Annotated in this window: 24 protein-coding genes, 1 tRNA gene and 1 pseudogene; 16 read left to right on the forward strand and 10 right to left on the reverse strand. The window is 60.9% G+C overall.

Translation table 11 applies throughout. The features are described from left to right. Positions 1 to 187: 187 nt before the first annotated feature. Both C7U61_RS01145 and C7U61_RS01150 read left to right on the forward strand, forming a co-directional pair. A complete protein-coding gene (locus tag C7U61_RS01145; protein WP_106996314.1) occupies positions 188 to 1,852 on the forward strand; it encodes a GumC family protein in 1,665 nt (554 codons plus the stop codon). 214 nt (positions 1,853 to 2,066) lie between these two features. Next, a complete protein-coding gene (locus C7U61_RS01150; RefSeq protein ID WP_106996315.1) occupies positions 2,067 to 4,049 on the forward strand; it encodes a nucleoside-diphosphate sugar epimerase/dehydratase in 1,983 nt (660 codons plus the stop codon). 66 nt (positions 4,050 to 4,115) lie between these two features. On the opposite strand, the gene C7U61_RS01155 is transcribed toward C7U61_RS01150, so the two are convergent. Continuing rightward, complete coding sequence (locus C7U61_RS01155) at positions 4,116 to 4,964, reverse strand: glycosyltransferase family 25 protein (protein ID WP_245410720.1); 849 nt, start codon at positions 4,962 to 4,964, stop codon at positions 4,116 to 4,118. A gap of 259 nt (positions 4,965 to 5,223) precedes the next feature. On the opposite strand from C7U61_RS01155, the gene C7U61_RS01160 reads away from it, so the two are divergent. The 6 genes from C7U61_RS01160 to ugpC all read left to right on the forward strand — a co-directional run bounded on the left by C7U61_RS01160 (position 5,224) and on the right by ugpC (position 11,161). Then, positions 5,224 to 5,556 carry a hypothetical protein gene (locus C7U61_RS01160; RefSeq protein WP_106996316.1) on the forward strand — a complete coding sequence of 111 codons (333 nt, stop codon included), beginning with the start codon at positions 5,224 to 5,226 and terminating at the stop codon, positions 5,554 to 5,556. Between the two features lie 206 nt (positions 5,557 to 5,762). Beyond that, on the forward strand, positions 5,763 to 6,920 hold the full coding sequence (locus tag C7U61_RS01165; RefSeq protein WP_106996317.1) for a Gfo/Idh/MocA family oxidoreductase: 1,158 nt from the start codon (positions 5,763 to 5,765) through the stop codon (positions 6,918 to 6,920). Positions 6,921 to 6,933: 13 nt separating this feature from the next. Further along, positions 6,934 to 7,821 carry a sugar ABC transporter permease gene (locus tag C7U61_RS01170; protein ID WP_106996318.1) on the forward strand — a complete coding sequence of 296 codons (888 nt, stop codon included), beginning with the start codon at positions 6,934 to 6,936 and terminating at the stop codon, positions 7,819 to 7,821. After that, positions 7,818 to 8,675: a carbohydrate ABC transporter permease gene (locus C7U61_RS01175; protein WP_106996319.1), complete on the forward strand. Its 858-nt coding sequence runs from the start codon at positions 7,818 to 7,820 to the stop codon at positions 8,673 to 8,675. Before C7U61_RS01170 ends, C7U61_RS01175 begins: the two co-directional genes overlap by 4 nt. Before the next feature lie 36 nt (positions 8,676 to 8,711). Beyond that, positions 8,712 to 9,941 carry an extracellular solute-binding protein gene (locus C7U61_RS01180; RefSeq protein ID WP_106996320.1) on the forward strand — a complete coding sequence of 410 codons (1,230 nt, stop codon included), beginning with the start codon at positions 8,712 to 8,714 and terminating at the stop codon, positions 9,939 to 9,941. Positions 9,942 to 10,027: 86 nt separating this feature from the next. Further along, a complete protein-coding gene (gene ugpC, locus C7U61_RS01185; RefSeq protein WP_106996321.1) occupies positions 10,028 to 11,161 on the forward strand; it encodes a sn-glycerol-3-phosphate ABC transporter ATP-binding protein UgpC in 1,134 nt (377 codons plus the stop codon). A gap of 171 nt (positions 11,162 to 11,332) precedes the next feature. Here ugpC and C7U61_RS01190 read toward each other — a convergent pair whose 3' ends face one another. From C7U61_RS01190 to C7U61_RS01200, 3 genes are read right to left on the reverse strand one after another with little or no spacing between them, the layout of a single operon-like run. Next, positions 11,333 to 12,448 carry a D-TA family PLP-dependent enzyme gene (locus C7U61_RS01190; RefSeq protein WP_245410721.1) on the reverse strand — a complete coding sequence of 372 codons (1,116 nt, stop codon included), beginning with the start codon at positions 12,446 to 12,448 and terminating at the stop codon, positions 11,333 to 11,335. Position 12,449: 1 nt separating this feature from the next. Then, complete coding sequence (locus tag C7U61_RS01195; protein ID WP_106996322.1) at positions 12,450 to 13,925, reverse strand: M81 family metallopeptidase; 1,476 nt, start codon at positions 13,923 to 13,925, stop codon at positions 12,450 to 12,452. Between the two features lie 11 nt (positions 13,926 to 13,936). Then, positions 13,937 to 14,422 carry a hypothetical protein gene (locus tag C7U61_RS01200; protein WP_106996894.1) on the reverse strand — a complete coding sequence of 162 codons (486 nt, stop codon included), beginning with the start codon at positions 14,420 to 14,422 and terminating at the stop codon, positions 13,937 to 13,939. Positions 14,423 to 14,697: 275 nt separating this feature from the next. On the opposite strand from C7U61_RS01200, the gene C7U61_RS01205 reads away from it, so the two are divergent. The 4 genes from C7U61_RS01205 to C7U61_RS01220 all read left to right on the forward strand — a co-directional run bounded on the left by C7U61_RS01205 (position 14,698) and on the right by C7U61_RS01220 (position 18,877). Beyond that, positions 14,698 to 15,561, forward strand: a complete 864-nt coding sequence (locus C7U61_RS01205) for a MurR/RpiR family transcriptional regulator (RefSeq protein WP_106996895.1) — start codon at positions 14,698 to 14,700, stop codon at positions 15,559 to 15,561. Between the two features lie 28 nt (positions 15,562 to 15,589). Further along, complete coding sequence (locus C7U61_RS01210; RefSeq protein WP_106996323.1) at positions 15,590 to 16,366, forward strand: SDR family oxidoreductase; 777 nt, start codon at positions 15,590 to 15,592, stop codon at positions 16,364 to 16,366. Positions 16,367 to 16,392: 26 nt separating this feature from the next. Then, positions 16,393 to 18,312: a family 20 glycosylhydrolase gene (locus tag C7U61_RS01215; protein WP_106996324.1), complete on the forward strand. Its 1,920-nt coding sequence runs from the start codon at positions 16,393 to 16,395 to the stop codon at positions 18,310 to 18,312. A 298-nt stretch (positions 18,313 to 18,610) separates the two neighbouring features. Continuing rightward, on the forward strand, positions 18,611 to 18,877 hold the full coding sequence (locus C7U61_RS01220) for a DUF982 domain-containing protein (RefSeq protein ID WP_106996325.1): 267 nt from the start codon (positions 18,611 to 18,613) through the stop codon (positions 18,875 to 18,877). 62 nt (positions 18,878 to 18,939) lie between these two features. Here C7U61_RS01220 and C7U61_RS19710 read toward each other — a convergent pair whose 3' ends face one another. The 3 genes from C7U61_RS19710 to C7U61_RS01230 all read right to left on the reverse strand — a co-directional run bounded on the left by C7U61_RS19710 (position 18,940) and on the right by C7U61_RS01230 (position 20,873). Continuing rightward, positions 18,940 to 19,068, reverse strand: a complete 129-nt coding sequence (locus C7U61_RS19710; protein ID WP_015338462.1) for a hypothetical protein — start codon at positions 19,066 to 19,068, stop codon at positions 18,940 to 18,942. Between the two features lie 197 nt (positions 19,069 to 19,265). Next, positions 19,266 to 19,350: transfer RNA gene (locus tag C7U61_RS01225), tRNA-Leu, on the reverse strand. A gap of 92 nt (positions 19,351 to 19,442) precedes the next feature. Beyond that, complete coding sequence (locus C7U61_RS01230) at positions 19,443 to 20,873, reverse strand: phosphomannomutase (RefSeq protein WP_106996326.1); 1,431 nt, start codon at positions 20,871 to 20,873, stop codon at positions 19,443 to 19,445. Between the two features lie 178 nt (positions 20,874 to 21,051). On the opposite strand from C7U61_RS01230, the gene C7U61_RS01235 reads away from it, so the two are divergent. Then, complete coding sequence (locus tag C7U61_RS01235) at positions 21,052 to 21,480, forward strand: BA14K family protein (protein ID WP_106996327.1); 429 nt, start codon at positions 21,052 to 21,054, stop codon at positions 21,478 to 21,480. A 15-nt stretch (positions 21,481 to 21,495) separates the two neighbouring features. Here the strand turns inward: C7U61_RS01235 and C7U61_RS01240 are convergent, their stop codons facing one another. Next, entirely contained in the window at positions 21,496 to 21,789 is a 294-nt protein-coding gene (locus tag C7U61_RS01240; RefSeq protein WP_106996328.1) for a SelT/SelW/SelH family protein, read from the reverse strand. 223 nt (positions 21,790 to 22,012) lie between these two features. Here C7U61_RS01240 and C7U61_RS01245 point away from each other — a divergent pair, with 223 nt between their 5' ends. Continuing rightward, the gene (locus C7U61_RS01245; RefSeq protein ID WP_106996329.1) at positions 22,013 to 22,747 is read left to right on the forward strand and encodes a type 1 glutamine amidotransferase; all 735 of its coding nucleotides are present in this window, start codon (positions 22,013 to 22,015) and stop codon (positions 22,745 to 22,747) included. Positions 22,748 to 22,839: 92 nt separating this feature from the next. Next, on the forward strand, positions 22,840 to 23,295 hold the full coding sequence (locus tag C7U61_RS01250) for a GFA family protein (RefSeq protein ID WP_106996330.1): 456 nt from the start codon (positions 22,840 to 22,842) through the stop codon (positions 23,293 to 23,295). 24 nt (positions 23,296 to 23,319) lie between these two features. On the opposite strand, the pseudogene C7U61_RS01255 reads toward C7U61_RS01250, so the two are convergent. Continuing rightward, positions 23,320 to 23,484: pseudogene (locus C7U61_RS01255) on the reverse strand (type II toxin-antitoxin system CcdA family antitoxin); the annotation flags it as partial. 2 nt (positions 23,485 to 23,486) lie between these two features. Next, positions 23,487 to 25,319 carry a translation elongation factor 4 gene (gene lepA, locus C7U61_RS01260; RefSeq protein ID WP_106996332.1) on the reverse strand — a complete coding sequence of 611 codons (1,833 nt, stop codon included), beginning with the start codon at positions 25,317 to 25,319 and terminating at the stop codon, positions 23,487 to 23,489. Between the two features lie 171 nt (positions 25,320 to 25,490). Here lepA and C7U61_RS01265 point away from each other — a divergent pair, with 171 nt between their 5' ends. Next, positions 25,491 to 26,063 (forward strand): helix-turn-helix transcriptional regulator, encoded by a 573-nt coding sequence (locus C7U61_RS01265; RefSeq protein WP_106996333.1) that lies wholly within the window; start codon positions 25,491 to 25,493, stop codon positions 26,061 to 26,063. The last annotated feature ends 3 nt before the right edge of the window (positions 26,064 to 26,066 follow it).

Genomic DNA, 26,066 nt, shown 5'->3' on the forward strand with positions numbered 1-26,066 from the left:
GCCCTGTCTTCCACGCGGCTATGGCTTTTCATAGGAAATATGGTGTTGAGCAATGATGAAAGATGGGTTGCTTTGGTGCCGGCGGCACGATTTCCTGGAAGCGTCCTTAATGTTCCGTTAGCCAAACCTTTCTAAACTTCAGGCGTCTGCTGCGTGGAATTCGCCTGCGAAGCACTGAAAGTCTGCAATGAGTTCAATGGAACGAAGCCAGCGATCGGACCGACCTGCGGGTTGGCGCGACACCGAGCCGTCCGATGCGCGGCGCGATGGCGTGCGCCTGCGCAGTCCTGTCTTGCGCCCCCGGGATTTCATTGTCGCAGCCGAGCAGGTTGTGCCGCCGGATCAAGCGGCAGATGCGCATCCTGCCTCGCCCGAAAAGCTCGAGGCCAAGACCGATCGTCAAGAGCCGTCCGCTTTGCATACGGCTGAAGAGCCGGTTGCGATCATTGCGCCGCGGGCTGCCGAACCTGCCGTAGCCCCTCCGATCAATGCCCCGCCAGCGCCGGTTTCGGCTGCGGCCGCGCCATTGCTCGATCTCCGCTCCGCTATTCGTTCAATCTTGGCAAGGAAGCTTCTTATTCTCGTACTCGCGGGTGCCGGCGCTGCTGTCGGCGGCGCTGTCATTCCGAGGATCCCGCAGAAATTTACCGCTGAGACCAGCCTCTATTTCGACCCCCGCCCGGTCGGAGGCGCTGATTCCGCCCAGCAGGCTCCGACGCCGCCTGAATTGATCACGACGATGATCGACAGCCAGACGCAGATCCTGTCTTCGGGCAAGGTGCTCGGCCGCGTGGTTGATGCATTGAAGCTCGATCAGGACCCGAAATTCAACGGCGGCGCCACCGGCGAGGCGGCAAAATATACGGCCGCAGCCGCCCTGGCGAAAGCCATTCAGATCGCCAGAGAATCCAGCACCTATGTCGTGAATGCGAAAGTGACGACGGGTGATCCGCAAAAATCGGCGGCCATCGCCAATCAGCTGGTGACCTCCTTTATCGAGGAGGAGAGCAAGGCGGCCTCGAACAGCTATAAGAGCAGCAACACGGCACTGGATAGTCGCCTCGAGGATCTGCGCCAGCAGGTGCTTTCAGCCGAAAAGGCGGTCGAGACCTATCGCGCCGACAACGATATGGTGGCCGTTCAGGGCAATCTGATCTCCGACAAGCGTCTGACCGCGCTGAACGATCTGCTTGTCACCAGCCAGCAGAAGACGATCGAGGCGAAGGCCCGAGCCGATGCGGCCGGAAAACTCAGCTTCGAGGATGTCGTCTCCAACAATCCTTCGTCGGGGGTGACGTCGACCGCATTGAGCAGTCTGCGGCAGCAATATGCGACGATGGCGGCCAATGTCGGCAGCCTGCAGAGCCAGCTCGGCGCTCGCCATCCGCGCCTGCTTGCCGCGAAGTCGTCGCTGGAAAGTCTCGCCGCGGAAATCCACGCGGAGCTGCAGCGGCAGATGACGTCGGCCCGTGCAGACTACGAGCAGGCACAGAAGGCTGAGCAGGATGTCGCCAAGGAACTTGCCGTGCAGAAGGCCTCGCAGGTCAATACGTCGGGCAAGCTCGTCGGCCTGAACGAGCTGCAACGCAAGGCGGCTGCGGCGCGCGATCTCTACGAATCGCTGCTGAAGCGGTCCGGCCAGGCAAGCGATGCGCATGATCTGTCGCAGAGCAATATCCGCGTGATCTCCGAGGCGGAAGCGCCGCTGAAAGCCGACGGGCCGAGCCGAAAGGTGATGATGGTGGCCGGTCTTATCGCCGGCGCGATCTTGGGTGCTGGTCTCGGCATGGCGTTTGCCGTGCTCCTCGGTCTGTTCCGGCACCCCGTTATCCGCAGCTATTTCGGCAAGTGACCGCCATTCCATCTTTTCGTGCCGCGGGCTTTTTCAGCATTCAGGATGCAATTGCACGCCGACTGTTCTAAATGTAAAGCGGCGCTGGCTATGATCGGATCTTGCTAATGGAAGCGCGATCCGGTCATTAGGCGTTGTGTGGTATTTTGTGAGACAATCTATGCGAGAAAAACGGTGTGCTGCTCCGATGACTGGCGCCAGGAAAGGCTGACGGATGGTGCCCGCGGATAAACTCGTCCTGCCGTTTCTGGCTTTGCCGCGCTCCACCAAGCGCGCGCTTGCGCTGTTGGTCGATGCCAGCCTGTGCGTACTGACGGTTTGGTTCGCCTATTGTCTTCGCCTCGACGACTGGGTCATTCTCGAGGGTGTCGAGTGGCTGCCGGCCATCGTCTCCCTTCTGCTCGCCATTCCGATCTTCATCGTCCTTGGTCTCTATCGCGCCATCTTCCGCTATGCTGGCCTTTCGGCTTTCGTGACGGTCGTAAAGGCGGTGGCGATCTATGCGCTTGCCTTCATGACGATCTTTACCGCGATCAGCGTGCCGGGCGTGCCGCGCACCGTCGGCATTTTGCAGCCCTTGCTGCTGTTGATCGCGATCGGCCTGTCGCGCATGTGGACGCGCTATTGGCTCGGCAATGCCTATCAGCGCCTTCTCAATCGCAATCAGCTTGCCAAGGTGTTGATCTATGGCGCCGGCGCTTCCGGGCGGCAGCTTGCGGGCGCCCTTGCCAATAGCGCGGAGCTGAACGTCGTCGGCTATCTCGACGACGATCGCAATCTGCATGGCAGCATCATGGGCGGACTTCCGATCTACGATCCTGCCGATCTGCCGGCGCTCGTCGTCTCGGGCGAGATCAAGGGCGTGCTGCTGGCCCTGCCCAACGCCACACGGCAGCGGCGCAACGAAATCCTCGAAGATATGCGCAAGGCCCGCGTCACGGTGCGGACCATGCCCGATCTGACGGCACTTGCGCAGGGCCGCGTCGCAGTTTCGGATCTGCGCGAGCTGGACATCGAAGATCTGCTCGGCCGCAACGTGATCGCTCCCGATCGCGGCCTGATCGAGAAGAATATTCGCGGCAAGGTCGTCATGGTCACGGGCGCCGGCGGCTCGATCGGCAGCGAACTCTGCCGCCAGATCCTGAAGAACGGCCCCTCCGCCCTGCTGCTGGTCGAACAGAGCGAGTTCGCCCTTTATGCCATTCATGGCGAACTGGAGAAGATGGCCGCCTCCGCCGGCTATGCGGACATGCGGATAATTCCCTTCCTGGCTTCCGTCCGGGATGGTCAGCGGATCAGGCAGATCATGCAGGCCTGGCGGCCGAAGACCGTCTATCACGCCGCCGCCTACAAGCACGTGCCGCTCGTCGAATACAATCCCGCTGAAGGAATCCGCAACAATGTGCAGGGAACGCAGATAGCGGCCGAGGCCGCGCGCGATCATGGCGTCGAAAATTTCGTCCTCATCAGCACCGACAAGGCCGTGCGCCCGACCAACATCATGGGGGCCAGCAAGCGGCTGGCGGAAATGGTGCTGCAGGCGATGGACGCAGACCGCAAGCCCGGTGCCGGCAGCACGAATTTCGCGATGGTGCGCTTCGGCAACGTGCTCGGCTCTTCCGGTTCGGTCGTGCCCCTCTTTCGCCAGCAGATCCGCGATGGCGGGCCGATCACGCTGACGCATCCGGATATTACCCGTTATTTCATGACCATTCCCGAGGCGTCGCAGCTTGTGATCCAGGCGGGCGCGATGTCGGGCGGTGGCGACGTGTTCCTGCTCGACATGGGCGAACCGGTGCGCATTGCCGATCTCGCGCGTCGCATGGTGGAACTGTCCGGTCTGACGGTGCGGGACCAAAACGAGCCTGATGGCGATATCGAGCTTGAAATCACCGGGCTGCGGCCGGGCGAGAAGCTCTATGAAGAGCTGTTGATCGGCGATAATCCGCAGCCGACCAGTCATCCGCGCATCATGCAGGCCAAGGAGGACTTCCTGCCGTGGCCGGAGCTGTCGAAGCGGCTTGCCGCGCTTGAAGCGGCGCTGGATGAAAACGACATTCCCCTGGCCAGAACCCTGCTGCAAAAGCTCGTTTCCGGCTATACGCCGAGCAGCGAAGTGGTCGATCTGGTTTATCGCGAGCGCGAGGCCGAACTGACGGTCGACCAGCCGAATCTCGATAATGTCGCGCAGCTATAAACGCCTATCCCGCCATGCGGGCGCTCTCAATGCTTTTCGTACTTGGCGTCGCAGCCTTTGCCGCAGCTATCGCTTCATCGCGATGGCGTAGTACCAGCGGCGAACCTGATCGCGGGTGCGGAACCAATGCGCCGTCAGCCGCAAGAGGGGATGGCGCTTTACGGCGCGGTAATGCGCGCGCTTGCCGATCGTGGTATCGGCGCGGTGTGGGCTGAAATCGACCAGATTTTCCAGGGTCGTGAATGTCTCGACGCCGGTCGACCAGCCGCGTTCCAGGGCGACATCATAGGGAAGAAGCATGGGCTTCAGCGTCGTCAGCAGCTTTTTGGCCGCCTTGCGGTTGACGATGTAACAGGCAGCTGACCCCTGCGGCCCATGCATGCAGCGGCCAACGACGTCATTTTCGCTGGTTTCGTGGATCGGTTTGAAGCCGACGAGACGATGGTTGACGAGCTTGACGAGGCGGGCACCCTTGGCGCCGTCCATTGCCGCGATCGCGCGCGGTATCAGCCTGTCGTTGAGCTCGACGTCATCTTCCATGATGATCGCCATCCTGTCGCCGCTGGCGACAAATTGCTCAAGCGCAATGAGATGGCTGCGATAGCAACCGTATTCTCCCGCCAGAAGTTTACGGCCGTTATGATACATGAATGAAGGAGGGTGGAAATCGACCCGGTCCGCGTCAGCGACGAAACGGCCGTCGACGGCGGGAATGCGGGTAATATGCAGATCGAATTCGACAGCCTGCTTGCACAGACGCTCCCAGCGATCACGCGAGCGATCGAGGTTGATGACATAGATGGAGACCTGCTGAGCAATACCGTCAGCGTTGTCGGGGTCAACAACGGGAGGGATGCGATGAATCTGTTCGAGAATGACTGTTACTCCTTCAAACAGAATTCGCGGCGACGGCAACCAAGTGGATAATTTTCATACTATATAACATGCTTATGACTTGTCGCAAACCGCCGCTGCGCGCCTGTGTTGTATTTGCGGATAAAAGCATTTTTTTTGGTGTAACGTAGCGTGAAGGGTTGGCCGCGGTTGGAAGCAAACCGTCGTTTACGCGCGATTTTGATCGGGAACCGGTTGGCGCATGACCGTGGCCCCATTATATCTATGGCATGCGGCGTATGATCGTTGCGCTCGCATGTGTAAAGGAGCGTAGCAGTTCATGTGGATCAGTTCGAAAATCGTCATTGCTGCTCTGTCCCCTGCGGCGCTGATGTCGACCGCCGCCCTTGCCGACAATCCGCTCCTGCCCAAGCCATATGTCGCTCCCGTCTATCCCTACAAGGACCTTCCGGGAGTAACTGCGCCGAAAATGGCTGATGACGAGAAATTTCAATGTCGCACCGCCACCCTGTACTCAGATTATTTTCATGAAGGACCATTCTATCGCGGTCTGCCGCGCCTGGGTTACGTTTGCGATCAGAATGGCGTCATTTCCAGCAGCACCAGAAAGCCGAACTACCAATATTGGCAGTATAACGGTCCGGATCGATAAGTCGCAGGCACTCTGCCGATGGAAGCGGCAGCCTTCATCTTCGGCGCAATCCAAGCGAGCGCGGTTCGCGGGTCAACGTCGCGCAAGTTTTGCGGCACTCTGAAAATAAATTTCATGTTTTTGGTTGAATGCGCGAACGTCGTTGACGAATGCGAAAATTTGCCCCAAGGTTACGAAAATAAATTACGTAATGGGAACTCAAAAGCATGCGCGTTGGAATCATTGGGCTGGGATTCCGCCTGGGCTATCTGGGCTATGTCTTCAAGGCGATCGACGAAAGCTTCGAGATTGCCGGCTATGTCGATCCTGCACCGGCGGGCCTGCCCGGTTTGGCCGAACGAGGCATATCGGCGGGCAAGGCCTATGCGGCGCCTGAGGAACTGATTGCCAACGAGAAGATCGATCTCCTGATGATCGGCTCTCCGAACCACATGCATCTCGATCACATTCGCATCGGCCTCGAAGCCGGCCTCAAGATCTTCTGCGAAAAGCCAATCGTCACGACGATCAAGGACAGTATCGAGCTCGCCCGCCTGATGGCGCAATTCGGCCATGAGCGCCTGAATGTCGGTCTCGTGCTGCGCTATTCGCCGATGTACCGCGATCTCCTGGTCGCCCAGGCCGAGGGGAAACTTGGCCATGTCGTTTCCATCGAGGCGGCCGAGCATATCGAACCCTATCATGGCGCCTTTTTCATGCGTGACTGGCGCCGCTACGAACATTATTCCGGCAGCTTCATGCTGGAGAAATGCTGCCACGATCTCGATCTCTACAATGGTGTGGTCGGTGCGCGGCCGGAGCGGGTGGCAAGCTTCGGCGGCCGCAAGAGCTTCATTCCGGAAAACGATCCGGCAAGGGAAGGCATCAACGATCTCGAGCTCTTTCATCGCAAGCCGAGCGGCTGGATGGGATCGGACAAGGTCTTCGACAGCGATGGCGACATCATCGATTACCAGGTGGCGATCGTCGAATATGCCAATGGTGTGGGCATGAACTTCCACACCAATCTGAACGTGCCGGACCAGTTCCGCCGCTTTGCCATCATGGGTTCGCGCGGCATGGCCGAGGGCGATTTCATCCGCGGCTACCTGAATGTCCACGAGATGCTGACCGGCAACAAGGTGATCGAAAAGACGTACGCGGCCACCACGCTTTCGCAGCATTATGGCGCCGACGAGCAGATGGCGGCCGATATCATCGCGCATGTCAAAACCGGCCTGCACCTGCCGGTCTCGACCCAGAATGCGCTGGAAGCCGGCATTCTGGCGCTCTCGATGGATGAGGCGCGCATGAAGAGGGCCGTCGTCGATCTCCGACCGATCTGGGACGAGTTCGACGAAGCGCTTCATTCAAGAGCCGCCTAGGGAGGGGCGCGGGATGGGTGTTCAACGCAGCACGGTCATCTTCGCCTGGCTCCTGCTTTTTCCGGCTCTCCTCTACGTCACCGTCATCGTCGCCTATCCGCTGGTCGACACGATCATCCTGTCCTTCACGGATGCGTCGTTGAAGAAGGTGACGAATTGGATCGGTTTCGAGAACTACGCGAAGATCTTCAACGACACTTTCGCAGGCGTCATCGTCCGCACCTTCATCTGGACCTTCTTCTCCGTGTCGATCAAGATGATCATAGGCACGTTGGGAGCGGCGCTCTTGAATTCGGCCGTTCCCGGCCGCGCGCTCTTCCGCGTGCTGACCATGCCGCCCTGGATCGTGCCGATGGCGATCGGCATCTTCATGTGGGGCTGGATGTACAATGGCCAGTTCGGCATGATTTCCGGCCTCTTGCAACGCTTCGGCATCGTCGACAGTCCGGTTGCATTCCTCGCCTATGGAAGTTCGGCCTTCTGGGCGACGATCGTTACCGACGTCTGGATCGGCGTGCCGATGGTCACTCTTTATATGCTGGCGGCCATGCAGGCGATTCCGCACGATCTCTACGAGGCGGCCTGGACCGATGGCGCCGGCCGTTTCTATCGCTTCCGCCGCATCACCCTGCCGCTGCTGGTGCCGTCTCTGGTCACCATGTCGATGCTCTCCTTGATCTCGACGTTCAATTCCTTCGACATCATCTGGATTTTGACCCGCGGTGGTCCGAACGGCGAAACGACGACGATGATCATCGATACCTACCGAACGGCGATCGGCTCCTACAAATATGGCGAGGGTGCCGCCCGCGCGGTGCTAATCTGCATCTTCCTGTCGCTCTTCTGCCTCGCCTATTTCCGCCTGACCAGCCGCTTTTCCACGGGAGCCAAGCAGCGATGAGCCACCCTTCGATGATCCATCGCTACAAATGGTATGAGCTTATCGGCATCTACGCCGGCATCCTGCTGTTTCTGACCTTCGTGCTGGCACCCTTCATCGAAGGGTTCCTGGTTTCGCTGAAGCCGCTTAGTCAGCTCTTTTCGTCGCCCTACCGCTTCATCCCCGAGAACGGTTCTTTTGCGGCCTATCGCACGATGTGGACGAGCGTGCCGGGTTTCGGCTGGTATATCTTCAACTCGTTTCTGGTTTCCGGCACAATCACCATCATCGTGCTGGTCCTCGTCGTGCCGGCCGCCTATGCCTTCGCGCGTTTCGAGTTTAGGGGCTCCGGCCTGCTGCTCGGCGCTTTTCTTGCCGTCAAGATGTTTTCCGGCGCCGTGCTGCTCATCCCGCTGTTCCGGCTCATGCGCTCCTTCGGCGTGCTGAACACCTATTTCGCCATGATCGTGCCGGGAGTTGCCTTCATCATTCCAACGGGGATCTGGCTGCTGCACACCTATATCCGGCGCATCCCGCGCGAGCTGGATGAGGCCGCCTATGTCGATGGCGCCAGCCAGTTCTACACGCTGCGCCGGGTCATTCTGCCGATCGCCATGCCAGGCATCGTCGTGGTGGCGATTTCCTCTTTTATCGAGGCATACGCGCAGCAGTTCATCTATGCGCTCACCTTCAATTCGAAGACGGAATACATGCCGCTGCCGGTTGGGCTTTTTGCCTATTTCGGCCGGCAGGAGGTCGTCTGGAACGAACTCATGGCCGCAAGTTTCGTCGGCATCGCGCCGGCTCTGGTCGTGATCTTCTTCCTGCAACGGTATCTCGTCAGCGGTCTGACCGCCGGCGCGGTGAAGCAATAAAATCAATCAACCACCAGAGAGAACGGGAGCTTAAACGTGACATTCCATTTCAAGACAGGGCTTCTCGCCTTTGCTTTGCTCGGCTCCACCGTGCTTGGCGCTGTGAACGCCCAGGCCGCCGACAAGGAAATCAGCTGGATCTATTGCGGGGACAGCATCGATCCGATCCATGTGAAATATATCAAGCAGTGGGAAGACAAGAATCCGGGCTGGTCCGTCAAGCCCGAAGTCGTCGGCTGGGAGCAGTGCCAGGACAAGGCAACGACCCTTGCTGCCGCCGGTACGCCGGTCGCCATGGCCTATGTCGGCTCGCGCACGCTGAAGCAGTTCGCCGACAACGATCTGATCGTTCCGATCCCCATGACGGAAGAGGAGAAGAAGGCCTATTATCCGGGCATCGTTAATACCGTAACCTTCGATGGACAGCAGTGGGGTACGCCGATCGCCTTCTCGACCAAGGCGCTCTACTGGAACAAGGACCTCTTCAAGAAGGCCGGACTTGATCCTGAGAAGGCGCCGACCACCTGGGCCGAGGAAATTGCCGACGCCAAGGCGATCAAGGAAAAGACCGGCATCCCCGGCTACGGTCTCTCGGCCAAGACCTTCGACAACACCATGCACCAGTTCCTGCATTGGGTTTACACCAACAACGGCAAGGTCATCGACGGCGACAAGATCGTTCTCGACAGCCCGGAAGTGCTGGCTGCCCTTCAGGCCTACAAGGACATCACGCCTTACTCGGTCGAAGGACCGACGGCTTACGAGCAGAACGAAATGCGCGCCATCTTCCTCGACGGCAAGGTCGGCATGCTCCAGGCCGGTTCGGGTGCCGCTGCTCGTCTGAAGGAAACGAAGATCAACTGGGGTGTCGCACCGCTGCCGCTCGGACCTTCGGCCAAGGGCCAAGGCACGCTGCTCATCACCGACAGCCTTGCCGTCTTCAAGGGCAGCGGTGTCGAGGAAAAGGCGATCGACCTCGCCAAGTTCATCACGTCTCCCGGCCCGCAGGGCGAATACGAACTCCAGGGCGGCGCCGGCCTCACGCCGCTGCGCCCGTCTCCGATGGTTGACGAGTTCGTCAAGAAGGATCCTTCTTGGAAGCCGTTCATCGACGGCATCGCTTACGGTGGTCCCGAACCGCTGTTCAAGGACTACAAGGGCTTCCAGAACGTGATGATCGAGATGGTTCAGTCGGTCGTAACGGGCAAGGCCCAGCCGGCAGACGCCTTGAAGAAGGCAGCTGCCGATCTCGAGCAGTATAAGTAAGTCTGCAAGTCACCGGGCCGCGTGCGCATCGCGCGCGGCCTTTGGAGCCCTGCCCGCCTGATGGCGGCGCCGCGCGGAGACAGAGTTTGGGAAAGCTGCACCTTAGTCAGGTCAAAAAATCTTACGGTCATTTCGAGGTCATCAAGGGCGTGGAGCTCGACGTCAATGACGGTGAATTCATCGTCTTCGTCGGTCCATCCGGCTGCGGCAAGTCGACCTTGCTGCGCATGATCGCCGGACTCGACGATGTGACCAGCGGCGACATCGAAATCGACGGCGCCCGCGTCAACGATCTGCCGCCCGTCAAGCGCGGCATCGCCATGGTCTTCCAGTCCTATGCTCTCTATCCGCACATGTCGGTGTTCGAGAACATCGCCTTCCCGCTGCGGGTGGAGAAGATGGCGGAGGACAAGCTCAAGGCCAAGGTGGAGCATGCTGCGCGCATCCTGCACCTCGATAAACGCCTGCAGGAAAAGCCGGGCCAGCTATCCGGCGGCCAGCGCCAGCGTGTTGCCATCGGCCGCGCCATCGTGCGCGAGCCGAAGATCTTCCTTTTCGATGAGCCGCTGTCCAACCTCGATGCGGCGCTGCGTGCGGATATGCGTATCGAACTCGCGAAGCTGCACCGCCAGCTACAGGCAACCATGATCTATGTGACGCATGACCAGGTCGAGGCCATGACCATGGCCGACCGGATCGTCGTCTTGAACGCCGGGGAGATATCGCAGGTCGGCGCACCCCTGGAGCTCTATCATAAGCCGGCAAATACTTTCGTCGCCCGCTTCATCGGCAATCCGAAAATGAACTTTCTGCCTGTGACCTGCACGGGCGTCAGCGATGCGGGCATGGAGGTGGACTATAAGGGGCAAAAGGCCCTGCTGCCCGTGACGCCGCGCCCCGCCTTTATCGGCAAGCCGCTGACGCTCGGCATCCGGCCGGAACATGTTCAGCTCGGTGACGGCGATCTGACCCTGACCATCGTTCCGACGGTCGTGGAGCGCCTTGGCGCCCAAACGGTCGCCTATGCCACGGCTGATGGGATCGACGAGAATTTCTGCGCGACGCTGGAGGGCAGTGCGGCCATCCGCATGGACGCCCCGCTCAAGACCGGCGTCCGCCTCGGCGATTGCCACCTCTTCGATGAGAACGGCCAGGCATTCGAGCGGCGCGTGGAACTGGCGGAAATCGACATGGACCTGCTGAACCGGGCCGCCTCCTGACGAGGTGGGTTGCTGACCATCCTCACCCTTCGACAAGCTCATGGTGAGGATGGAACAAACCTGGTCGTCGATACGGCTTACCGTTCTTTGGCTACGGCGCAGAGAATCAGCTCTCTTGGTGAGGAAGCCCAAAGGGCCGTCTCGAACCACGAGGGCGGATGAGGGATCGCCCTACCAGACCAGACCGCGAGCCGCCACGTCTTCGACGCGGGTTACAACGCCATCGCGATGGAATACCATCTGGTCGAAGAGATTGGAAACGACGCAGGTGTGGTTCGGGATGATGCGGATCTTGTCGCCGATCTCAGGGCGAGGGCCGGCGCAGTTCGACAGGTCGATCACGCCATGCTCTTCCGAAAGCCCCTTGATGATGGCATCGGGATATCCGACCACCTGACCGTAATCGGCAAAACCGAGAAGGTCGGACGTCAAAGCCTTCGAGCCGGCATCGATGACGGCGCGGTCTTCGGTCGGCCTGGAGACGACGGTGGCGAGGATGTGCATGGCGCAATCCTCTTCCCGGCAATGGCCCGCACGCACCATCGAGCGGTCATTATAGATATAGGTCCCGGCACGATGCTCGGTGGCGGCGGTGACGAGATGCGCCTCGAAAAGGCTCGGCGTGCCGCCATTGCTGACGATCGGGCACTTGATGCCATCATTCTTCAGCAGGGCTACGGCTTCACTGAGGAAAGCCTGTGTCGCGGCGGCATCGCTCGGCTTTGGATAGCTCATCAAGCCGCCGAAGACGAGGCCGGGCTTGCCGGCGATATGCTTGCCGAGAGCGGCCGCCTGCTCGGGCGATTGAACGCCGCAGCGCGCGCCGCCGGTGTCGCACTCCACCAGCACGGTCAGCGGTTTGCGGGCGGTGAACCAGTCGGAAAGTCGGTCGACCGTTACTGCGCTGTCGGCCACGACCTTGAGGCCGGCAATACGGTCGTTCAAAGCCGAAAGCCGCGCAAGTTTTTCAGCCCCGAGAATATTGAAAGTGATCAGGATATCCTCGAAGCCCGCCTTGGCGAAGACTTCCGCCTCGGTAATCTTCTGGCAGTTGATGCCCTTGGCCCCCGCGGCGACCTGGGCGCGTGCCAGCGCGGGGATCTTGTGCGTCTTGATATGCGGGCGGAAGTTCAGTCCGTGCGCATCCATGTAGGACTGCACGCGGGCAATGTTCGCAGCCAGCCGGTCTTCGTCGATGATGGGGCGCGGCGTGGAGAGGCTGCCGATCGTGTCGCCCGGCTTGGGGCTGATTTCCACGGCGATGTCGTGAGCGATACTGGGAGCCATGTCAGGCATCTTTCCGTTCTTCTGCAAAGGGGTCCGCCACCATCGGCCAGATATCTTTTCGCGCGCGGCGGTAGGGCGTGCGCGCTGGATTGTTGGGATAAGGCGTTCCCGCGGAGCAGTAAAGGATCTGCGATGCGATCTTGGAGAAGGACGCGTAGAAATGATTGGTCGATTTGATGACCAGGATCTTTTTCGTTCTGGGATCGATGCCCATCACGGAAAACAGGCTCGGGTCGAAGCTCTGGGCGCGCGTCGAGTTCAGGATGATGTCGATTCCGTCGAGCTGAATATGCGCGGCATCGCCGAAAGGAGCGAAGCTCTCGCCGAAGCGCATCTCGGCATTCGGAACAAGGCGAACGATCTTGACGAGACCGTCGATCGGATTGCCCGTGCCCGGCGCCGATTTCGCGCCGAAGCGCAGCGGGATTTCCGCGCCTTCGCCGGCCGCCATGCAGATCTGCACCGCCATCGGATCCCAGATCGTGCCGATCGCAGTATCGTTAGCGCCGCGATCGAGCAATTCCTGCAGGATGACCGTTGCGTCGCCTGCCGTGCCGCCCCCGGGATTGTCCCAGAGATCGGCGATGACGACCGGGCCTGCGGCAGCAGCCATCGCCTCGCTCACCGCCTGCTTCTCGTCGATCTGCGGCATAATGAAAGTGCCGCGCCTGGAAAAGAGTTCCAGGCCGAGATCCCGGGCGAGCGCGGAACCTTTATCCGGCTTATTATCTGTAACGACGAGCAGCTTCGTGCCCATTTCGGGCACGTCGCCCGCCATGAAACCATGAATGACCGAAATCGAGAGGATATCGGTATCGGACATTTCCATCGCCATGATCTTGTCGACGAAGGAGCGCATGGGGTCGCGCGAGGTCGGAAAGACATCGATCATGCGACAGTCGAAGACGGACATGACCGGCTTCACGCGGCCTTCCAGCGTATCGATGGCGATCCGCCAGAGGTCCTCGGCGCGGTCGACGAAATCCGTATGCGGGAATTCCTTGAAATAGACGAAGAAATCGGCGGCCGCGAGGCGCTTCGCCGTCAGATGGCTGTGCGGATCGAGCTCGGCGCAGACCAGGATATCCGGCCCGACGATCTCGCGCACGCGCGACAGGAAATCGCCTTCCGTATCCTCATAACCATCCGCAACCATGGCGCCGTGCAGTCCGAGAATAACGGCATCGACAGGCATCGCCGCGCGCAATTGCCCAAGAATTTCGTCGCGCAGTTCCTCGTAGGTCCGGCGATTGACCAACCCGGCCGGGTCGGCCCAGGTGGCGGTACCCTCGATCACCTCCCAGCCCTTTTCGACCGCAATACGCCGGCCGACCGTGATCGGTGCCGAACACAGCGTCGGCGTTTCCGGATGCATGCCGGGCGGCGCATAAAGAGAGGCTTCGAAAGCGCGCCGGTCGACGCAGATGGGAGAGAAGGTATTCGTCTCGGTCGCAAGGGCCGCGGTGAAAATGCGCAACGCTGTCGCCTCTATTCCATGGGATTCGGCAGGTAACCGGTGAAGCCGCAGATCTTCCAGCGCCCCTCGTGCAAGCGGCAATAATAAAGCGTCTGCCACTTCAGGACATCGATGCCGCCATCCGACTTCCTCAGGCTGCCGTCGAACTTCTTGCGCACCAGGGCCATATCGCCCTCGATTTCGATGTCTTCGAGCGTCGTGGTGGTAAAGATGGCCGTGCGCGGATCTTCGGCGAACGACTCGGTGGCGAAGTCGCGCGCCTGGCGCAGCCACTCGTCGCGATAGGCCGACAGCGTCGGGAAGGCGAGACGCCATTTATCCGGGCTGACCTCGCGCTTGCCGTCGATGCCGATGAAGCCTTCCTCGACGAAATCGCCAGCGACTATCGACCAGTCGGCGGCAAGAAATGCATCGATATCGCGCGGAACGAGCATCTCCCAGATCGAATGCCGGGCGGTATCGCTGGCAGGGAAGGGATTTCTGAAAGGATCACGCATGGTAGCCGCGGTCATTTAAATTCTTTTCATAATTTGCGATTTTCACTGGCCAAATTCTGCTTTCTATGGTCATTTGTCAACTTATCAAGAAAATAATTTGCAGGAACCGCATGGTGACCATCGCATGTCACGGTTCCGGTGAAATGGGAACGAACGACAAGCCGCATCTGCGCCCAGGCCTGTCCACAGGCGCCGGCGGGACCGGGAAGATTGAGATGGATCGCGTCGCTGACTACGTGTCAAACGTGGGTGAACCAGCGACAAAGGGGGGGCTGATGGATATCTTCACGACCATGCAGGACGAGAGGGGCCGGCTCTCGCAATCGGAAATCCGCATCGCCGATATCGTCCTCAATGATTTCGAATTCGCGGTCAATGCTTCCATTATCGAGCTTGCGGGCAAGGCGGATGTCTCGCCGCCGACGGTGACGCGTTTCTGCCGGCGCCTGGGCTGCGAGAGCTTTTCCGATTTCAAGGTGCAGCTGGCGCGCACCGCCTATGTTGGCATGCGCTATCTGAAGCCGGAGCCGAAGAGCGTTGCCCCGGCCGATGTCGCACAGGACATTATTACCAAGGCGCAGAACGCGCTCTTCCTGCTGCATCGCGGCCTGGACGTCTCCGCCATCGAGCGGGCGGCAAACCGGCTTGCTGGCGCGGAGATGATCTATGCCTTCGGCTCCGGCGGCAATTCCTCGATGATCGCGACCGAGCTGCAGAACCGCCTGTTTCGGCTCGGCCTTCGCATTACCGCGAGCTCCGACCATAGCATGCAGCTGATGATGGCGGCTGCCTCCAAGCCGACGGACGTGTTGATCGGCTCATCCTTCTCGGGCCGGAACGCCGAGCTGGTGCGCGCCTTCACGCTGGCGCGCGAAGCCAAGGTTCCGACCATCGCGCTGACGCAGAGCGAAAGCCCGGTGGCGCGTGCCGCCGAGATCACGCTGCCCGTCGATTTGCCGGAAGGGGACAATATCTACCGGCCGACATCGACGCGCATCGCCTATCTCGCCGTGGTGGACATTCTCGCCAGCCTGGTCGCCTACCGTATCCAGCCGCAGGCCACGGTGACGCTGCGCCGCATCAAGCAGCAGCTCGTCACCCATCGCGACGGCGACGATCGCCAGCTGCTAGGAGATTAGCCTTAAAGACCTGATCAGAGGGAAGCATATGAGCAAATCCGTTGCCATCGTCACAGGGGCTGCCGGCGATATCGGCCGGGCGATCGCAAAGCGACTGGCGGACGACCACGATATTATCCTGCTCGTCGATATCGACGAGGCCGCCATGCAAAAGGCGGTAGGAGAACTTGGTCCGGCGGAGCGTTTCGTCACGTTCAAGGCGGATATCACCAGGGATGCCGATGTAGCCGCGATGGCAAAAGCAGCATCGGATCTCGGTGGAGTGAAGGTGCTCGTCAACAACGCCGGTGCTGCCCGCGCCGTCAGCCTTCATGATACGACACCCGCCATCTGGCGCGCCGACAATGCCCTTAATCTCGAGGCCGCTTTCCTGTGCTTCCGTGCTGTCGAGGATATGCTGAAGGCGTCGAAGGGGTCGGTGATCAACATCGCCTCCGTCAATGGCATGGCCGTCTTCGGCCATCCGGCCTATAGCGCAGCCAAGGCCGGGCTCCTGCATTTTACCCGGCTGGTCGCTGTCGAATACGGCAAGTTCGGCATCCGCTCGAATGCGGTGGCACCCGGCACTGTGCGTACCCAGGCCTGGGAAGTCCGCGCTGCGGCCAATCCAAATGTCTTCGAGGAAGCCAAGCGCTGGTATGCGCTGCAGCGCGTCGTCGATCCCGCCGATGTCGCCAATGCCGTCTCCTTCCTCGCAAGCCCGCTCGCCGCGGCGATCACGGGCGTCTGCCTGCCCGTCGATTGCGGCCTGACGGCGGGGCAGGCGGAACTCGCCCACACCTTCTCGCAATCCGAACATTACTGAAGCGCACTGCCAAAAAGGGGAACATAATGCAGCCTTCCTCCTATCATCTCGAAAACACCTGGTCTCCCGAAGGCGGAAAGCATGGTCGGATGAGCCTGACGCTTTTCAATTTCTCAGATGCGCCTCTTGCGAATTTTCGCCTTGCCTATACGACCCTGACGCGCCTCGTCGATCCGCAAGCCTGCGACAACGCCGTCTTCCTGCGCCGCAACGCCAATTTTCATGAAGTTGCGCCGCCGGCCGGCCTGTCCATCGCACCCGGAGGCAGCTGGACGTTCACGGTCTCTGCACTTCACCGCGTAGCGCGCCATTGCACCGATGGCGCCAAATCCGCCTATGTGACGCTGGAAGACGGCACGCATGTCACGGTCTTCACCTCGGATCTGCTGCTTGCCGACCGCGTCAGCGAGCCGCCGCCGGTCTTGCTGCCGGAAGGCAAGCTGGAGCTTCCCTACGCAATCCAGCCCTGGCCGGCGGAGATCGATGTCAAGCCGGGCGGGGACTTTCCAGTCGCACTCTACCCAGCCAAGGGTTCCGATGCCGCAAGCGTCAAGGCGCTGGCTACGGCACAGGCGCTCTTCCGCCGCCTCTTTCCGTCCAATCACATTCCTTTCAGCCTCATTGCCGCGCCGCAGGGCAGGGCGCTGCGTTTCGTCGAGCGGCCGGCGCTGGCCCGGGAAGCCTATGAGCTTTCCTTCTCCGGCGATGAGGTCGCGCTCGCTTTCTCCGCCGAAGCGGGCCGCCTCTACGGCCTGACGACGCTGGCGCAGCTTCTCGATGGCACACGGCGCCAGCCCGGCAAGTTCCGCTTTCCCGCATCGGGCGTGATCGCCGATCGGCCGCGTTACGGCTGGCGCGGCTGCCATCTCGACGTATCCCGGCAGTTCACCCCGAAGGACGATGTCCTGCGCCTGCTCGACATTCTGGCCTGGCTGAAGCTCAATATTTTCCACTGGCATCTGACCGATGACGAGGCCTGGCGGCTGGAGATCCGCGCCTATCCGCAGCTGACCACCACGGGCGTTCTGCGCGGACCAGACGAGCCTTTGCTGCCGCAGCTCGGCAATGCTGCCGAGCCAGTCGGCGGTTTCTATTCGCAGGATGATGTACGGGAGATCGTCGCCCACGCCACGGCGCTCGGCATCGAGGTGATCCCGGAAATCGACATTCCCGGCCACAGCACCGCCACCCTTGTCGCCCTGCCTCACCTGACGGATGGGCAGGAGGCTCCCGATAGCTATCATTCCGTACAGGGCTTCCCGAACAATGCGCTGAACCCCGCCATCGAGCTGACCTACGAGTTCCTCGCCAAGGTCTTCGATGAAATGGTCGAGCTCTTTCCGTCCGAATATATCCATATCGGCGGCGACGAGGTCGCCAATGGTTCCTGGCTTGCTTCACCGCTCGCACGCAAGCTCATGGAGAAGGAAGGCATATCGGGGACCTTCGCGCTGCAGTCCTACTTCTTGAAGCGTATCAAGGGTATGCTCACCGCCCGCGGCCGCAAGCTTGCCGGCTGGAATGAAGTTGCCCATGGCGGCGGTGTCGATCCTCAAGGCACTTTGCTGATGGCCTGGGAGAAGCCGGAGGTCGGCATCGAGCTGGCGCGCGAAGGCTATGAGGTGGTGATGACGCCGGGCCAAGCCTATTATCTCGATATGGTGCAGGCCGATGCGTGGCAGGAACCGGGCGCAAGCTGGGCGGGCACGGTGCCGCCGGCCCATACCTATGCCTATGAGGCCGAGGGGGATTTCCCCGATGAGCTGAAGCATCTGATGAAAGGCGTACAAGCCTGCATCTGGCAGGAGAATTTCATCTCCCGCGACTATTTCAACCGCCTCGTCTTCCCGCGCCTGCCGGCCATCGCCGAGGCGGCATGGACGCCGAAGGCACAGAAGGACTGGCTGCGCTTTGCCGCCATCGTGCCGCTGAGCCCGAAGCTTTAGGGCATGTCGCGCGAAAGCATGCAGCGGTTTTGCGACAACGCGACGCGTAGAAGGGGCGACCGCGGCGGTTAGGTTACCGCAATAGGGCGCGCGGCAAGCGGCCGGAGGCCGGGAGGCCCAAGAAAATCCGGCGGCACATCCGCGGCCAGGAACATCTCGCCGCCGCCCCCGTTAACGCCTCATGGCGTCAGCGAGGAGTTGATTTCATGCATTATTCTAGGACATCAGCCGCAGGGGGCGGCACCGGGTCGCGTCTAGCTTCAGTATTGGCGGCGTTCGATATTGAGGAGGCGTGACGATGGAATATGGCGATTGGAACAATCCCGTCATAGTCGATCTCGGCGGCGCGGGGCATTATGCGATCATAACCAATGCGCTCGATGCGGCGAACTGCATGAGCGAAGAATGGCCGGTGGTGGGCGGGCCTGTCGTGGACGAGGCGGTGCTCGTATGCCTCGATGCCGTGCTTGGAAGGGCCTCCGCCGAGGAATCGCGGAGAGCTTTTCTGGAGGCGGCGCAGGAGGCGGGGCTTAGCGTCAGGCCGGACCCCGGAAGCCTTCATTAGATCGATATGCATCACGGGGCCGGACGAAATGAAGCGGCCCGGGCCGTCGGGATCGGGAGCGCTCAGATCATCCAGAAGATCAGGCTGAGGATCACGATCACGGCGAGGATGAAACCTATTATCCTTCCGAGCCCTTCATTGACGTTGCCGTTGCCGACGATCAGATCGTACCAGTCGCTCTTGTGATCCATCGAAAATCCCTCGAGGTTTGCTCTATTAGGTCGATCTCTTCTTCGGTAGTCAATGATTTAAGATGGGCCTCAGAGCGGCTGCCATCATGTTTCAAAACACGAGCCCAACCGCGCTTCCAGCGAACCGGAATGCGTATTGAAACTATCTGCTATGTTTTGAAATCTTTGAGAAAATCCACGTTTCTCAAGAAAGGAAATGGTGCCCAGAAGAGGACTCGAACCTCCACGCCTCGCGGCACAGGTACCTGAAACCTGCGCGTCTACCAATTCCGCCATCTGGGCGACGGACACGCATGTAAGGGGGTGGCCGTCCGGTGTCAACAGGGTTTTTGAAGTTTTCGTGGCAATCGCGAAAAAAGCGGTTGGAGCCCGGGTCAAACCCGGGCCGCAGCCCATGCGCCGATGAGGCCAAGTCCCTGTTCCAACAGGTTCTTTGCCTCGCTTTCGCTCGATGCTTCGACATAGCAGCGCATTTCCGGCGCATTGCCGGAGGGGCGGAAATGGATGTTTCGGTTATCCACAAGCGTGACCCTCAGCCCGTCTATATCGCTCTTCGAAGCCACGGCCGCGACGGGTTTGAGGAAATCTGCAAGATTGGCGTCAGAGGCGCGCAGATAGGCCATGAGCGCCGCGCTGGTCTCAACCGGGAAATTCTCCAGCCGGTCGGCCGCGGCAAAGGGCAGGCGATAGCTGCCGGCGACGGCTGAAAGTGGTTTCTTCGCCAGCGCCGCGGCGTAGAGCGTTGCCAGGATCGGCAGGAAGCTGTCGCGCGTCGGCAGCGGCTCGAAGGGTTTTCCTTCGACTGTGAAGCGGCTGGCCGTCAGCGTGCCGCCATTGGCCTCGAAACCCATGACATTGGCCTTGCCGGCGGCAATGGCTTCGTCCATGCCGGCGATCACATAGGGGGAGCCGACGCGGGTGCGGGTGACGGCGTAGGAGCCGGCCGATTCGATGCCGGAATTGGACGTGACGGGAGTCACGACCACATCCGCGCCGAGGAAATTTGCGGCGATGAGGCCGAGCAGATCGCCGCGCAGCGGCTCGCCGGTTTCGTCCGCGACCAACGGCCGGTCGCCGTCGCCATCGGCCGAAACGATGGCATCGAGGCCATGTTCTGGCGCCCAGGCCTTCATGAGGCGGATGGTCTCGGCCGAGACCGCTTCGGTATCCACCGGAATGAACCTCTCGGAGCGGCCGAGGGGGACGACCCGGGCGCCATAGTGGGATAGAACCTCACCGAAGAGATCGCGCGCGACCGTGCTGTGCTGGTAGACGCCGATGGTGAGGCCCGCAAGACTGCCTGATGGCAGCAGGTCCTTGTTGCGCTGCAGGAACAGCGCCTCAGTCTCCGCCGTGCGGTTTTCCGCTTCTGCTGAGGTTTCGTCGAGGATCGAATCGCCGATGGCAAGCGCTTCCTCGCTGATCGCCACCTCGTCGCGCTTGTCGATTTCGCCGTCGGGGCGATAGAATTTAATGCCGTTGCGGTCGGCGGGGATATGCGAGCCGGTGATCATCAGCGAGGCCGCCTTTAGATGCAGGCCGTAAAGCGCCAGCGCCGGCGTCGGCAAGGTGCCGCAATCGATCGGCGTCAGGCCGGCCCGCTTCAAGGCGCCGATGCAGGTAGCCGAGATCGCCGGGCTAGATTCGCGGAAATCGCGGCCGACGAGGATGAGATCGCCCGGCTTGGCATGGCCGCTCTTCAGCAGATGGCGGGCAAAGGCCGTGGCATAGAGCGCCGATGCACGTCCGGTGAGGTCTGCGGATAGGCCGCGAAGGCCGCTGGTGCCGAATTTCAAGCTGCTCACTGGCGATCTCCTAGAAATGATTGCGCTGTTATGGCGCAAGCAGCGGCAACGATCAACTCATCGTGGATCGAAGCGTTCCGGTTGCGGCAACACTGGTTTTGCCACTGGCAGACCCCAAGTAAGATGGGAGACGCTGCCGCTGCACACCGGTTCATGGCGTCCGGAACAGGAGCTTGTCATGGCTGTTTTTCAAAGGCTTGCGCTTGGTTGCGCTTTCGCGCTCGCCTCGCTGTCGCAGGCGGATTTCGCTGCCGCCGCCTCGGACTCCCGGAACCTCATCACTCCGCCGCGCACCAATACCGTTATCTGCGATTCCCGTGGCTGCTTCGGTTTCGGCCAGCGGCAGTTCTATACCCGTCCCGGTCAGCCGCTCCCGATCACACCGCCCTATGCCGGCGGGCTCAATGGCTATGGCAGTCCGCGAGTTCAGGTTCCCCCGCGCGAAACCTATACGCCGCCGCCGAGGGCTCTCTATCCGTCGCCGGCCCAGAAACTGAGACAGCATCAGACCTGGTGCGCAGAGCGCTATCGCACCTATAATCCGGGCACCAATCGCTATACGACGATCAACAACGGCACCAAGCCCTGCCGTTCGCCTTTTGACTGATGCCGCAGCCGGAGTTCAGCTTTCCAGCGATCCGCGGTCGGTGTGGCCGAGATCGCGTTCGGGGTCGATGATATCGCGTACCCGCTGCTTCAGTTCCTTCGGCCCGGGAAAGCCGCCGTCGCGCTTGCGTTCCCACAAGAGTTCGCCGTCGATGCGGATTTCGAAAACGCCGCCAGTGCCCGGTATCAGCGCCACTTCGCCAAGAGTGTCCGTAAAAGTTTGCAGCAATTCCTGCGCCATCCAGCCGGAACGGAGCAGCCAATTGCATTGGGTGCAGTAAAGAATGGTGATGCGGGGCTTGTCGCTCATGGTCCGATCCTTGTTGTTTGCTGAGATCTAGGCTCAACTTTACCCCGCTGCAAGCCAAGCAATTCCGGGAAATGTGCCAGGCGTTTTTCCGTCCGGAATTGCGTGAGGGCAAATGGCCGGAGCGGTTCGGCATCTCCGTGGAACGCTGCAACGCTCTGGCCACTTGCCTCTCCCGCCGCCTCATGTTCATCTCCAGTGGGAACATCGCTCGGGAATCAACGGTATGCGCGTCGCCATCATCGAGAATATGAAGAACACCCCGCTCGGCGCTCTCGGCATAGCGCTGGAAGAGGCTGGAGCCGAGCTCGACTGGTTCCGCCCCTGGAGCGGCGAGGCCCTGCCGAAGGACACGTCGTCCTACGACGCGCTGGCCGTGCTTGGTGGCGAGCAGAGCGCCCGCGACGACGATACCCATCCCTATCTGCCGGAGCTGGCGCGGCTGATGCGCCGTTTCGAGGGCGAGGACAAGGCCGTGCTCGGCATCTGCCTCGGCAGCCAGATCCTGGCGCGCGCTTATTGGGCGGAAAATCTCTTGGGGACCGCCCATGAATTCGGCTGGACGACGGTCGGCCTGACTGACGAGGGGAAGAAAGACCCGCTGCTGGCCGATATCGGCGATGAATTCACCATCTTCGAATGGCATGGCGACACCTTTACCTTGCCTGTTGGAGCCACACGCCTTGCCGCCAACGACGTCACGCCGAACCAGGCCTTCCGCATCGGCCGCGCCACCTATGGCACGCAGTTCCACTTCGAGGCCAATGCCGCCGTGGTCGAGCGCTGGCGTGGCGAATTCAAGGAAACCATCGAGCGCAAGGAGCCCGGCTGGCTCGACCGTTATCCGGAGCTTGTCGCCAGGCATGCTCCAGCGGCGGAAATGGCCGGTCTTGCGATCGCTCGCGCCTGGGTACGGACGATTAAGGTGCAGGCAGAGCTTCCGCAGGCCGCGGAGGCTTGAAGATTGCAAGAGGCTGCAAGGTGTCCGACTGGCGCGCAACCGATTAGCCCGCGTCGTGCAGCAGAAATCATGGAATGAGAGGAGATGACATCATGAGCGCACTGGAACTACCCTGCGAAGGCGGCTGCCGTTGCGGACAGGTGCGGTTGAAGATCAGCGCCAAGCCGATGCTCACCATGGCTTGTCACTGCACCGGCTGCCAGCGCATGACCGGCGGCCCCTATTCGCTGAGCGCCGCCATCCCCTCGCAGGGCTTCGAGGTGACGCAAGGCGAGCCTGTCATCGGCGGCCTGCACGGCGACACTATCCATCACTATTTCTGCCCGCATTGCATGAGCTGGCTGTTCACAAAGCTCGAAGGCGTCGACTGGTTCGTCAATGTCCGCGCCACCATGCTCGATGACACCAGCTGGTTCACGCCCTTCATCGAGACCTGGGCGAGCGAAAAGCTGCCCTGGGTGACGACGCCTGCCAAGCACAGCTATGCTGCACTACCGGCGATGGAGGAGTATGAGGGGTTGACGAAGGAGTATATGGGGCAGGCATAATGCTGAAGCTGCGGAGTTGTGCCGTCAGAACCGACGATATTGCGCGAAAGGCAGACCGTGTCTTTCGACATAGGCATTGGCTGTGGCAATTGCCTTTGCATTTTCAATGAGCCAGAGGCGCTCGCGCTCAACTTTATTGGCGCGAGTAGCCTTTTCCTTGATAGGCGCTGAGATATCGCTCTTCGGGTCGCTCACTCATCCCCCATCTTCAGCGCGGCGATAAACGCTTCCTGCGGGATTTCGACCTTGCCGAACTGCCGCATGCGCTTCTTGCCTTCCTTCTGCTTGTCGAGCAGCTTGCGCTTGCGGGTGGCGTCGCCGCCGTAGCACTTGGCGGTCACGTCCTTGCGCAGCGCCTTCACCGTCTCGCGCGCGATAATGCGCCCGCCGATGGCAGCCTGGATCGGGATCTGGAACATGTGCTGCGGGATCAGGTCCTTCAGCTTCTCGCACATGACGCGGCCGCGCTTTTCGGCGGCCGAGCGGTGCACCAGCATGGAGAGCGCATCCACCGGCTCGGCATTGACGAGGATCGACATCTTGACGAGATCGCTCTCGCGATAGTCGGTCAGGCTGTAGTCGAAGGAGGCATAGCCCTTGGAGATCGACTTCAGGCGATCGTAGAAGTCGAAGACGACTTCGTTGAGCGGCAGGTCGTAGGTGATCATGGCGCGGTTGCCGACATAGGTCAGCTCGGTCTGGATGCCGCGGCGGTCCTGGCAGAGCTTCAGGATCGAGCCGAGATAATCGTCCGGCGTCAGGATCGTCGCCTTGATCCATGGCTCGCGGAATTCGGAAATCTTGACGACGTCGGGCATGTCGGCCGGGTTATGCAGCTCGATCTCGGTGCCGTCCGTCATGGTGAGCTGATAGACGACGGAAGGCGCCGTCGCGATCAGGTCGAGGTTGAATTCGCGCTCCAGGCGCTCCTGGATGATTTCGAGATGTAAGAGGCCGAGGAAGCCGCAGCGGAAACCGAAGCCGAGAGCGGCAGACGATTCCATTTCGAAGGAGAAGCTGGCGTCGTTGAGGCGCAGCTTGCCCATGGCCGAGCGCAGGTCTTCGAAATCGGCGGCATCGACCGGGAAGAGGCCGCAGAACACGACGGGCTGTGCCGGCTTGAAGCCCGGCAGGGCTTCGGCGGTCGGGCGCTTGTCTTCGGTGATCGTATCGCCGACGCGGGTGTCGGCCACTTCCTTGATCGAGGCGGTGATGAATCCGATCTCGCCGGGGCCGAGGCTGTCGACGGCAACCATCTTCGGTGTCAGAACGCCGACGCGCTCGATCTGATACTTCGCGTCCGTGCCCATCATGCGGATGGTCTGCCCCTTGGTCAGCGTGCCGTCGATGATGCGCACGAGAACCATGACGCCGAGATAGGTGTCATACCAGCTGTCGACCAGCAGTGCCTTCAAGGGCGCCTTCTCGCCGCCCGCGCTCTTCGGCGCCGGCAGCTTGTGAACAATGGCTTCGAGAACATCGGGAATGCCAAGACCGGTCTTGGCTGAAATCAGCACGGCGTCGGAAGCATCGATGCCGATCACTTCCTCGATCTGCTCCTTGATGCGGTCGGGTTCGGCAGCCGGCAGGTCGATCTTGTTGAGGACGGTGACGAGCTCGTGATTGTTGTCGATCGCCTGATAGACGTTGGCAAGCGTCTGCGCTTCCACACCCTGCGACGCATCGACGACAAGCAGCGAACCCTCGCAGGCCGACAGCGAGCGCGAGACTTCATAGGCGAAGTCGACGTGTCCGGGCGTGTCGATCAGGTTGAGGATATAGGTCTCGCCATTCTGGGCCTTGTAGTGCAGGCGCACGGTCTGGGCCTTGATGGTGATGCCGCGCTCGCGCTCGATCTCCATATTGTCAAGCACCTGTTCCGACATCTCGCGCTCGGCAAGCCCGCCCGTCGTCTGGATCAGACGATCGGCCAGCGTCGATTTGCCGTGGTCGATATGAGCCACGATCGAGAAGTTGCGGATATGCGAAAGCGGAGTGGTGGAATTGGTGCTCATGCGCGCCATATAGCAGCGCCGCCCCGCGCCGCAAAGCGGAAAAGCGGGGTTTTGGCGGCTATCTTCACGTTATGTTAGCCTTTGCCGGCCCGCCGCCAACACGTGTCGAAGCGCTCTTGATTCCATTATGAGATCGTGTATTTCTCATATAGTGGAATATCGAGGTGAGAGACGCAGAGAATGGCGGATGAAGATCTGGAACTGGCGATCGGCGCGCGCATCAAGGAATTGCGCATCGCCCGCGGTCTGACACTGGATGAGCTTGCCAATGCCTCGGCCGTCAGCCGCGCCATGATCTCACGCATCGAGCGGGCGGAAGCGAGCCCGACGGCCTCGCTGCTGTCGCGGCTCTGCGCAGCGCTTGGTCTCTCCCTTTCCGCCTTCTTTGCCGAGGAGGACGAGGAAGTGTCGCCGCTTGCCCGGCGCGATCAACAGGCGATCTGGCGCGACCCCGGAACCGGCTATGTCAGGCGCGCCGTCTCGCCGCCGGGAACCGAATCGAAGGTCGATGTCGTCGAAGTCATTTTCCCCGCCGGCGCGCGCGTCATCTTCCCGCCGAATACGGCAAGTGCCGGCATGACCCAGCACGTCTGGCTCTTCGAGGGCGAGATGGAGGTGACCCATCGCGACATCGCGCACCGACTGACGTCTGGCGATTGTCTCTTCATGGGCGTCGGCGATGGCCACGCCTTCCATAATCCCGGCGAGGTGCCGGCGCGCTACGGCGTCATCCTCGATCGCGGCCGTTCATAACAC

The organism is Rhizobium sp. JAB6 (assembly GCF_003024605.1).
In the GTDB taxonomy this organism is placed as follows: Bacteria; Pseudomonadota; Alphaproteobacteria; order Rhizobiales; family Rhizobiaceae; genus Rhizobium.